Source organism: Pseudomonas sp. GM80, assembly GCF_000282515.1.
Taxonomy (GTDB): Bacteria; Pseudomonadota; Gammaproteobacteria; order Pseudomonadales; family Pseudomonadaceae; genus Aquipseudomonas.
The window spans coordinates 1-8,515 of the sequence record NZ_AKJD01000223.1; the positions used below are offsets into that span (position 1 = coordinate 1).

Here is an 8,515-nt window from a genome sequence, read left to right on the forward strand (position 1 = left end):
CTTTTGATCTTGTTTTTAAAAGACAGATCAAAAGATCGCAGCGTGCCGCAGCTCCTACAGGGATATGTGTAAGGTTGATGACGAAACGTCTTTACCCAAGCTTTACGCAGTGCTGACCGCCGCTGACCTTGATCTCCGTAATCTGAACTCATCCGGAACGTACCGGGAACGAGACAAGGAGATACACCATGCGCAAGACTCTTATCGCTCTGATGTTCGCTGCCGCTCTGCCAACCGTCGCCATGGCCATGCCGCAAGATGGCGGCCCGATGGGTGGCCCGCTCGACGGCCCACGCCACGGCGGTCAGATGCACGGCATGCACGGCAAAGGCCCGTACAGCCATCTCGACCTGTCCCGCGAACAACGCGAGCAGATCCGCAAGATCATGGGCGAGCAGATGCACGAGCGTAAGCAAGTGGTCGACAAGTACCTGGAAAAACTCTCGCCGGCTGACCAGAAAGCCATGAAAGACGAGGTGGCAGCCAACCACAAGAAAGCCGAGACCGATGTGCGTGCGGTGCTGAAACCGGATCAACAGAAGAAATTCGACGAGATCCAGAAGAAACAGGCCGAACGCCGCGCTGAATGGGCCGAGTTCAAGGCGTGGAAAGCGCAACAGCCGCAAAAAGCGCAATAATGTTCTGACCATGGCCCGACGGCTAACCCCGTCGGGCCTGTTTGCACTTGCCCCTGTAGGAGCTGCGGCACGCTGCGATCTTTTGACTGTGGGACGCAGAGCGTCCCCGGCTGCATTTCCACGCAGAGCGTGGGAACGATCAGATCGCAGCGTGCCGCAGCTCCTACAAAGGTTTATGTTTGATTGAGGATTTTCTGTGCGTTCATTGTTCTGGCGTATTCTCGCGAGCTTCTGGCTGGCCATCGCATTGGTGGCCGGGTTGTCGATTCTGCTCGGGCACATGCTCAATCAGGACGCGTGGATCCTCAGTCGCCATCCGGGCCTCAACAGCCTCGCCGGCGAATGGACGCAGTCATACGAAGCCCAAGGCGAGGAAGCCGCGCAGGACATCCTCGAACAACGCAAACGCCAATATCACATCGACGTCCAGGTGCTCAACGAATCCGGCGATCCGGTGGTGCGTGGCACCTTCCCGCGCCGCGCCGCCGCCTTCGAAGCGCGGCAGAACAACGATGACCGCCGCCTGCCATGGCGGCGCCTGACTGACGAATTCACCAGTGAAAAAACCGGTGACACCTACCTGTTCATCTACCGCATCCCGCACCCGGAACTCGACGCCTGGCACCGCGAAAGCCTGCTCTGGCCGTTGAGTGCGTTGGGCATCGCGCTGGTGGTGCTGACCCTGTTCAGTTTGCTGGTGACCTTCTCCATCACCCGCCCGCTCAGCCGTCTGCGCGGCGCGGTGCATGATCTGGGGCAGACCACCTATCAGCAGAACAGCCTGGCGAAACTGGCCAACCGCCGTGATGAATTCGGCGTACTCGCCACCGACTTCAACCGCATGGGTGCGCGTCTGCAAAGCCTGATCGGCAGTCAACGCCAGTTGCTGCGCGACGTTTCTCATGAACTGCGTTCACCGTTGGCGCGACTGCGCATTGCCTTGGCGCTGGCCGAACGAGCCAACCCTGAAGAACGCGAAAAGCTCTGGCCGCGCCTGACTCGCGAGTGCGATCGGCTGGAAGCATTAATCAGTGAGATTCTGGTGCTGGCACGGGTCGATGCCGACAACGCCAGTGCGGAAGACGTGGATTTGAATGCGCTGCTCGGCACTTTGCAGAAAGACGCGAAACTCGGTTCACCCGAGCAGACAGTGCTTCTGGACGTGGAACCGCATCTACAACTCAAAGGTTGGCCAACGATGATTGAGCGGGCCGTCGATAATCTTCTGCGCAATGCTCAGCGTTTTAACCCGGAGGGTCAGGCGATTGAAATGCAGGCCTCACGTCAGGGCGAGAAAATTATTGTGAGCGTGCGCGACCATGGGCCGGGCGTGCAGGCCGAACATTTGAGTCAGTTGGGTGAGCCGTTCTATCGGGCGCCGGGGCAGACGGCGGCGGGACATGGCTTGGGCCTGGCGATTGCCCGGCGAGCGGCGGAACGGCATGGCGGGAGTTTGACGTTGGCCAATCATCCGCAGGGCGGGTTTATTGCCAGCCTGGAATTGCCGTTGGTGCCGGGCGCGGTGGTTCAGCCGTAGATTTTCGGTGATGCAAAAAGATCGCAGCCTGCGGCAGCTCCTACAGGAACACGCATTCCAATGTAGGAGCTGCCGCAGGCTGCGATCTTTTGACTTTAAGCTTTACCCGGCCAGGCGCTGACGAACTCGGCCAGATCTACCTTCTCCGCCACACGCGGTTCTTTCTGCGGCGTGCCGAGGTACAAGAACGCGATCACTTCTTCACCCTCAACCAAGCCCAAACCCTGCGCCACGTGCCGGGAATACGCCAAATCCCCCGTACGCCACACCGCACCAATCCCCTGCGCATACGCTGCCAGCAAAATCCCGTGGGCCGCACACCCCGCCGCGAGCAACTGCTCAGCTTTCGGGTATTTGACGTGATCCTGCAACCTGGCGATCACCACAACCACCAGCGGCGCCCGTAGCGGGCCATTGCGGGCCTTGTCGATCATCGCTTCGGTGACTTCGCCTGCCTGCTGCTGCGCCGCTTCAGCCAACAACTCGCCCATCTGCTCGCGCGCAGCGCCTTCGACGGTCAAGAAGCGATACGGCTGCAAATGCCCGTGATCCGGCGCACGCAAGGCTGCGGCAAACAAGGCTTCACGCTGTTCGGCGGTGGGGGCCGGTTCGACCAGTCGTGGAACGGAAACACGGTTGAGCAACGCGTCGAGAGCCTGCATCGGCCACCTCCTGAAAAATATGTGCGGCTATTCTAGCTTTATCTGCCAACAGGATGCCGGTTTACATGCCCTGCCCCGCAGGTAGAATGGCGCCCTTCCCACCACAGCCCGAGCGGACTTCATGGCGTTGCCGACCTTACGGATCATTGGTTTCATCATCGGCATCTTCCTGATCACCCTGGCCGTCGCCATGGTCGTGCCCATGGCCACCCTGGTGATCTTTGATCGCACCAGCGACCTGCCGTCGTTCCTCTGGGCGAGCATGATCACCTTCGTCGCCGGCCTCGCGCTGGTGATCCCCGGCCGTCCCGAACACATTCACTTGCGCCCGCGCGACATGTATTTGCTGACCGTCAGCAGTTGGTTGGTGGTGTGCATTTTCGCCGCGCTGCCGTTTCTGCTGACCCAGCACATCAGTTACACCGACTCGTTTTTCGAGAGCATGTCCGGGATCACCGCCACCGGTTCGACCGTGCTCAATCATCTCGATGACATGTCCCCCGGCATCCTGATGTGGCGCTCATTGCTGCACTGGATCGGCGGCATCGGCTTTATCGGTATGGCGGTGGCGATCCTGCCGCTGTTGCGCATCGGTGGCATGCGCCTGTTCCAGACCGAATCATCCGACCGTTCGGAAAAGGTCATGCCGCGCTCGCACATGGTGGCGCGCCTGATCGTGGCGGCGTACGTCGGCATCACCATTGTCGGCAGCCTCGCATTCTGGTGGGCCGGGATGAGCCCGTTCGATGCGATCAACCACGCGATGTCGGCGATTTCCACCGGCGGTTTCTCGACCTCCGACCAGTCGCTGGCCAAGTGGACGCAACCGGCGGTGCACTGGGTGGCGGTGGTGATCATGATTCTCGGCAGCCTGCCGTTCACCCTGTACGTGGCGACCATGCGCGGCAACCGCAAGGCGCTGATCCGCGATCAGCAGGTGCAGGGTCTGCTCGGCATGTTGCTGGTGACCTGGCTTGTGCTTGGCACCTGGTATTGGTGGACGACCAACCTGCATTGGCTGGACGCATTGCGCCACGTGGCGCTGAACGTGACCTCGGTAGTCACCACCACCGGCTTCGCCCTCGGCGACTACAGCCTGTGGGGCAACTTCTCGTTGATGTTGTTCTTCTATCTGGGCTTCGTCGGCGGCTGTTCCGGCTCGACCGCTGGCGGGATCAAGATTTTCCGTTTCCAGGTCGCCTACATCCTGCTCAAGGCCAACCTTAATCAGCTGATTCACCCGCGCGCGGTGATCAAGCAGAAGTACAACGGTCATCGCCTCGACGAAGAGATCGTGCGTTCGATTCTGACTTTTTCGTTTTTCTTCGCCATCACTATCTGCGTGATCGCCCTGCTGCTGTCGCTGCTTGGCGTCGACTGGATGACCGCGCTGACCGGCGCTGCAAGCACCGTGTCCGGCGTCGGCCCGGGCCTGGGCGAGACCATCGGCCCGGCGGGCAACTTTGCCACCTTGCCGGACGCAGCCAAGTGGATCCTGTCGTTCGGCATGCTGCTCGGCCGACTCGAGATCATTACGGTGTTTGTGCTGTGTATTCCGGCCTTTTGGCGTCACTGACCGTACCCGGCGCCTGCAACAGCCGCGCCCGGTAATCGCCGGGCGTGGTGTCGAACCAGCGGCGGAAGGCACGGAAGAAATTGCTCGGGTCGGCAAACCCCAACAGATAAGCGATTTCCAGCAAGGTCATGCTCGGTTGCGCCAGATACTGCTCGGCGAGCTCGCGGCGGGTGTCATCGAGCAGTTGCTGAAAACTCGTGCCCTCCTCCTGCAAGCGCCGCTGCAACGTACGCTGCGATAGATGCAGGGTCTGCGCGACGGTATCGCGCTTCGGCTCGCCTTGCGGCAGCAAACGGCACAGCACCTGCCGCGCCTTGTGCGTGACCCGACTCTCGGAAAACCGCGCCAGATATTCTCCGGCAAAACGATCGTGAAGCAGCGCCATCGCCTCGTTGGCGGTGGGCAGCGGCGCTTCCATGTCGGCGCGCTCGAAAATCAGCGCATCGTACGGTGCGTTGAACACCAACGGCGCGTGAAAGGCTTGTTTATACGGTTCGAGATCGGCGGGTTGGGCGCCCTGCACCAGCACTTTGACCGGGTGCAGCGTACGCCCGCTCAACCAGCCGCACAGGCCCAAGGCACAGGCCAGCGAGGCTTCGGCGCTCTGCCGGGTCGGCGGCAGATGATCGCCGTGCACCGTCAGTATCAGCGCGTAGCCTTCCTCCAGCAGACGAAAACTCAAGTCGGCGCTTTCGGCGATGATCCGCTGATAACGCACCAGCCGCTGAAAGCCTTCGGCGAGGGTATTGCTCGACATCAGCGCATAGCCGGCGACATGAAACGAGGCCGGTCGCACCACTTTGCCCATGTTCAGGCCGATCGCCGGATTACCCGACAGCTCGACTGCCCGTTGCCAGAGCCGGGTCATGGAGTCTTGCGGGAAGCGCGCATCCGGATCATCCAGAGCCGCGTAATCGAGCCCCAGTTGCTTGAACAGAACCCGGCAATCCAGGCCGTCCATCTCCAATGCTTTGACAATCCCCATCGCCCAGCTTGCAGAAGTCGTTCGTTCGCTCATGGCGTTTTTCTTTTACATGAGGGGCCGCATGCTACGGCCTGATTTGCGAAGGATACTAAAGTGGCGCCGATTGTCACTGGCCCACGCCAATGATCACTCTAGACTCAAATAAGCTACCCGCAGAACAACTCGTCGCCAGAACAATAACCACAGAGAACGCGGTCGTGGAAAATATCAAGCAATTCAACAGCTTCGCCGAGTTCTACCCGTATTACCTCAGCGAACACAGCAACAGCACCTGCCGGCGCCTGCATTTCATCGGCACCACGCTGGTTATTTTCATTCTCGCGATGACCATCGCCAAAGGCGCCTGGCTGCTGTTATTGGCCTTGCCGCTGGCCGGTTACAGCTTCGCCTGGATCGGGCACTTCTTCTTTGAAAAGAACCGCCCGGCGACGTTTCAGCATCCGCTGTACAGCCTGCTTGGCGACTTCGTCATGTACCGCGACATGATTCTGGGTCGCGTGGCGTTCTGAACAATAAGAACCAGAGGTTTGCCGATGAATGCCAATGCCCGTTTCACCCATATGAAGGACGGAACACAGGAAGACTGGGCGATCATCGCCGCCGACTTCAGCGCTTACGCCAAACAATTGCCGTCGCGGATCCTCACCCACCTGAAATTACTCGAAGGTGATTTCGGCGGGTTCCCGGTGGATCGCCTGACCCACTCGCTGCAAACCGCGACCCGCGCCTTCCGTGATGGTCGCGATGAGGAATATGTGGTTTGCGCGTTGCTGCATGACATTGGCGACACTCTGGGTTCTTACAACCATCCGGACATTGCGGCGGCGATTCTCAAGCCGTTCGTCAGTGCCGAGAATCTGTGGATGGTCGAGAAGCATGGGGTGTTTCAGGGTTATTACTTCTTTCATCACTTGGGCATGGATCGGCATTTGCGCGAGCAGTTCGCCGGGCATCCGCAGTATCAGGCGACGGCCGAGTTTTGCGCCAAATACGATGCGGCGGCGTTTGATCCTGACTATGACACGCTGCCGTTGAGCTTTTTCGAGCCGATGATGGAGCGGTTGTTTGCACAGCCGAAGAACTCGATTTACACGGCCGCGATGGAAGAACACAGCACGGTTTGATGTTGTTTGTTCTGGCCTCATCGCTGGCAAGCCAGCTCCCACAGGATTCTGTGGCGCTCATAAAACATGTGGGAGCTGGCTTGCCAGCGATGAGGCCCTCTAAAAAACCCGAGAATCAGGCAAGTTCGGCGACTTTGGCGGCCTTCAGCTCCGCCTCCCGGGCCTGTGCATCCGCCAGCCGATACAACTCGATCGTGCCATCCCAATGCTCGATCAGCGCCGTGCACGATTCCACCCAATCGCCGCAGTTGAGGTAATCCACCTCGCCGACCTTACGGATCTCGGCATGGTGAATGTGCCCGCAGACCACCCCGTGCAACTCGCGCTTCACGCACTCATGGGCGATGGCTTCTTCAAAATCGCTGATGAAACTCACCGCCGTCTTCACCTTGTGCTTGAGGTACGCCGACAGCGACCAGTAACCGTAGCCATAGCGCGCACGCCAATGGTTGAGCCAGCGATTGAGCGTCAGGGTCACTTCGTAGGCCGAGTCGCCGAGGAAGGCCAGCCAGCGGTGATATCGGGTGATCACATCAAACTGATCGCCATGAATCACCAGCAGATGGCGCCCGTCCGCGGTGACGTGCACCGCCTCGTCGACCAACTGGATATTGCCCAGAATCAGCTTCGAATAACGGCGCAAAAACTCATCGTGATTACCGGTGACGTAGATCACTTCGGTGCCGCGCTTGCTCATGGTCAGCAATCGACGAATCACATTGGTGTGCGCCTGCGGCCAGTACATGCCACCGCGCAGTTTCCAGCCGTCGATGATGTCGCCGACCAGATAGATCTTGTCGGCGTGATAGCCCTTGAGGAACGTCGACAAGTGTTCGGCCTGGCAATCGCGCGTGCCCAGGTGCACGTCGGAGATCCACAGGGTTCGCACCCGTTGTTTGCGACTGGGTCTGGCGAGCTCGGCGCTGGTCATGGGCAACCCTCTGCGATGTTTTCGCCACTGTGCGCGCGCCCGGTTAATCGACCATGACAAGCGCGCGTCAGTCGTGTGACAACGCACCCGGTGCGGGTCGGTGTAGACTGCGAACCTGTCCGGAGACTTGTTCATGCGCCCGATTCTCACCCTGCGTCAGTACACCCACGATCTGATCGTGCACAGCCACGAACACGCCCAACTGGTGTTCGGGCTGTCCGGCGCGCTGGATTTCGAAGTCGAGGGTTGTGGCAGCCAGGTACGTCAGCAGAGTTTTGTGGTGATCCCTTCGGGTGCGCATCACGCTTGCGGCAGCCCCGATGGCAGCCGCTGTCTGGTGATGGATATTCCTGACGGGCAATGGCTGGTCGACTCGCTGGGCGATCATGCCGACGCCAGCCGCCGCTTGCTTGATCAGCCCGCGCGCCTGTCGCTGGATTCCGGGCAGAGTCAGTTGGTCAGTTGGCTGGCGAACAGCCCGGTCAGCGATCCGTTGATCGCGCAGCAAGGTTCAGTGTTGCTGCTGGCCAGCCTCAATCAGGCGCGGCCGGCCGAGTTGGCGGCCCGACGCCTGCCCTACGCGGCGCTGGATGCGCACATCGAGCAAAACGCCGCATATCCGCTGCAGGTTGCCGATCTGGCGCGGGTTGCCGGGCTCTCAAGCGCGCGCCTGCATGTACGCTTCATGGCCGAGTGCGGGCAGACGCCGATGGATTACATCCGCAGTCGACGCTTGCATCTGGCCGTGCAAATGCTCCGCGACACGCTGTTGCCGATGGGCGAAATTGCCAGTCGCGTCGGTTACAGCTCGCAGAGTGCGTTCTCGGCCGCCGTGCTGCGCGAGTTCGGCGCATCACCCGGCCAGCTTCGGCGCGACTCCTGCGACAAACGACGATAGTCCGCCGACAGACTTACTGACCTCTACACGCTTAAATGTAGGAGCTGCCGCAGGCTGCGATCTTTTGATGTTGATCGTTCCCACGCTCCGCGTGGGAATGCAGCCCGTGACGCTCCGCGTCACTGGACGCAGAGCGTCCCTAGCGGCGTTACCACGCAGAGCGT

The 8,515-nt window shown here is 60.3% G+C and carries 9 protein-coding genes; 6 read left to right on the plus strand and 3 right to left on the minus strand.

What is annotated here, in order from left to right:
- Positions 1 to 188: 188 nt before the first annotated feature.
- Positions 189 to 638: a Spy/CpxP family protein refolding chaperone gene (locus tag PMI37_RS27155; RefSeq protein ID WP_008087307.1), complete on the plus strand. Its 450-nt coding sequence runs from the start codon at positions 189 to 191 to the stop codon at positions 636 to 638.
- Positions 639 to 834: 196 nt separating this feature from the next.
- The gene (locus tag PMI37_RS27160) at positions 835 to 2,175 is read left to right on the plus strand and encodes a sensor histidine kinase (protein WP_008087309.1); all 1,341 of its coding nucleotides are present in this window, start codon (positions 835 to 837) and stop codon (positions 2,173 to 2,175) included.
- 95 nt (positions 2,176 to 2,270) lie between these two features.
- Here PMI37_RS27160 and PMI37_RS27165 read toward each other — a convergent pair whose 3' ends face one another.
- Positions 2,271 to 2,837, minus strand: a complete 567-nt coding sequence (locus PMI37_RS27165; RefSeq protein WP_008087312.1) for a nitroreductase family protein — start codon at positions 2,835 to 2,837, stop codon at positions 2,271 to 2,273.
- A gap of 121 nt (positions 2,838 to 2,958) precedes the next feature.
- On the opposite strand from PMI37_RS27165, the gene PMI37_RS27170 reads away from it, so the two are divergent.
- On the plus strand, positions 2,959 to 4,413 hold the full coding sequence (locus PMI37_RS27170) for a TrkH family potassium uptake protein (RefSeq protein ID WP_008087314.1): 1,455 nt from the start codon (positions 2,959 to 2,961) through the stop codon (positions 4,411 to 4,413).
- Here PMI37_RS27170 and PMI37_RS27175 read toward each other — a convergent pair.
- Positions 4,370 to 5,431: an AraC family transcriptional regulator gene (locus tag PMI37_RS27175; protein ID WP_202949192.1), complete on the minus strand. Its 1,062-nt coding sequence runs from the start codon at positions 5,429 to 5,431 to the stop codon at positions 4,370 to 4,372. The genes PMI37_RS27170 and PMI37_RS27175 overlap by 44 nt on opposite strands.
- 164 nt (positions 5,432 to 5,595) lie before the next feature.
- Here PMI37_RS27175 and PMI37_RS27180 point away from each other — a divergent pair, with 164 nt between their 5' ends.
- The gene (locus PMI37_RS27180) at positions 5,596 to 5,907 is read left to right on the plus strand and encodes a DUF962 domain-containing protein (RefSeq protein WP_008087319.1); all 312 of its coding nucleotides are present in this window, start codon (positions 5,596 to 5,598) and stop codon (positions 5,905 to 5,907) included.
- A gap of 24 nt (positions 5,908 to 5,931) precedes the next feature.
- On the plus strand, positions 5,932 to 6,522 hold the full coding sequence (locus tag PMI37_RS27185; RefSeq protein WP_008087321.1) for an HD domain-containing protein: 591 nt from the start codon (positions 5,932 to 5,934) through the stop codon (positions 6,520 to 6,522).
- A 115-nt stretch (positions 6,523 to 6,637) separates the two neighbouring features.
- On the opposite strand, the gene PMI37_RS27190 is transcribed toward PMI37_RS27185, so the two are convergent.
- Positions 6,638 to 7,453 carry a UDP-2,3-diacylglucosamine diphosphatase gene (locus PMI37_RS27190; protein WP_008087323.1) on the minus strand — a complete coding sequence of 272 codons (816 nt, stop codon included), beginning with the start codon at positions 7,451 to 7,453 and terminating at the stop codon, positions 6,638 to 6,640.
- A 133-nt stretch (positions 7,454 to 7,586) separates the two neighbouring features.
- Here PMI37_RS27190 and PMI37_RS27195 point away from each other — a divergent pair, with 133 nt between their 5' ends.
- On the plus strand, positions 7,587 to 8,351 hold the full coding sequence (locus tag PMI37_RS27195; RefSeq protein WP_008087324.1) for an AraC family transcriptional regulator: 765 nt from the start codon (positions 7,587 to 7,589) through the stop codon (positions 8,349 to 8,351).
- Positions 8,352 to 8,515 lie beyond the last annotated feature (164 nt).

Bases quoted from the DNA above. Each gene is read 5' to 3' on its own strand.
- PMI37_RS27155 (WP_008087307.1), top strand. From the start codon at position 189: ATGCGCAAGACTCTTATCGCTCTGATGTTCGCTGCCGCTCTGCCAACC.
- PMI37_RS27165 (WP_008087312.1), bottom strand. From the start codon at position 2,837: ATGCAGGCTCTCGACGCGTTGCTCAACCGTGTTTCCGTTCCACGACTG.
- PMI37_RS27170 (WP_008087314.1), top strand. From the start codon at position 2,959: ATGGCGTTGCCGACCTTACGGATCATTGGTTTCATCATCGGCATCTTC.
- PMI37_RS27175 (WP_202949192.1), bottom strand. From the start codon at position 5,431: ATGAGCGAACGAACGACTTCTGCAAGCTGGGCGATGGGGATTGTCAAA.
- PMI37_RS27185 (WP_008087321.1), top strand. From the start codon at position 5,932: ATGAATGCCAATGCCCGTTTCACCCATATGAAGGACGGAACACAGGAA.
- PMI37_RS27190 (WP_008087323.1), bottom strand. From the start codon at position 7,453: ATGACCAGCGCCGAGCTCGCCAGACCCAGTCGCAAACAACGGGTGCGA.
- PMI37_RS27195 (WP_008087324.1), top strand. From the start codon at position 7,587: ATGCGCCCGATTCTCACCCTGCGTCAGTACACCCACGATCTGATCGTG.